This is a genomic window from Rhodococcus sp. IEGM 1318 (genome assembly GCF_033142465.1).
Lineage (GTDB): Bacteria > Actinomycetota > Actinomycetes > Mycobacteriales > Mycobacteriaceae > Rhodococcus_F > Rhodococcus_F qingshengii_B.
This window is the reverse complement of record NZ_JAWLSC010000058.1, coordinates 1-583: the sequence shown is the minus strand read 5'-3', so window position 1 is coordinate 583 and position 583 is coordinate 1. Positions and strand designations below refer to the sequence as shown.

Annotated in this window: 1 protein-coding gene; it reads left to right on the top strand. The window is 60.7% G+C overall.

Going from position 1 to position 583, the window contains the following annotated elements; genetic code table 11:
- Positions 1-47: 47 nt before the first annotated feature.
- On the top strand, positions 48-583 hold a 536-nt coding region (locus R4P65_RS33050; protein WP_317829702.1), incomplete at its 3' end, for a helix-turn-helix domain-containing protein.

The window sequence follows — 583 nt, the reverse complement described above, 5'->3', positions numbered from 1 at the left end:
GGCGTATTCAACCGGTCGTCGCAACACCTACCCGATAGAGGTGTTCGATGAGAGCCATCGAGAGGCAGAAACGAGTCCGGGAATATCGAGGACAGATCGCTTCACCAGGGCGACCGACAATAGCCTGGCGTGAAGACCGGGTTCACTTCTGGATCGCGATCGCCGGTGGAGCGAAAACCGTTGACGCGGGGATTACCGCCGGAGTGTCAGAGCCGGTCGCTCATCGTTGGTTCAAGCATGCTGGTGGAGTGAATCCGCAACTGCCCCCTAGTGTTTCTGGACGGTACATCTCCTCGTCCGAGCGTGAGGACATCGCGCTGTGGCGTGCACAAGGCGAAGGAGTCCGAGAAATTGCTCGCCGTCTGGGCCGCAGCCCGTCGACGATCTCGCGGGAGCTGCGCCGGAACGCGTCAACGCGAACCTACCGACTCGAGTACAAAGCATCGACAGCTCAATGGCATGCCGAGCGTCGTGCTCGCAGGCCCAGGGTCGCCAAAATGGTCATCAACGGTCGATTGCGTGAGTACGTGCAGGACAGGCTCAGCGGTGAGGTCCACACCACCGCAGGGAAAGTCGTAGGTCC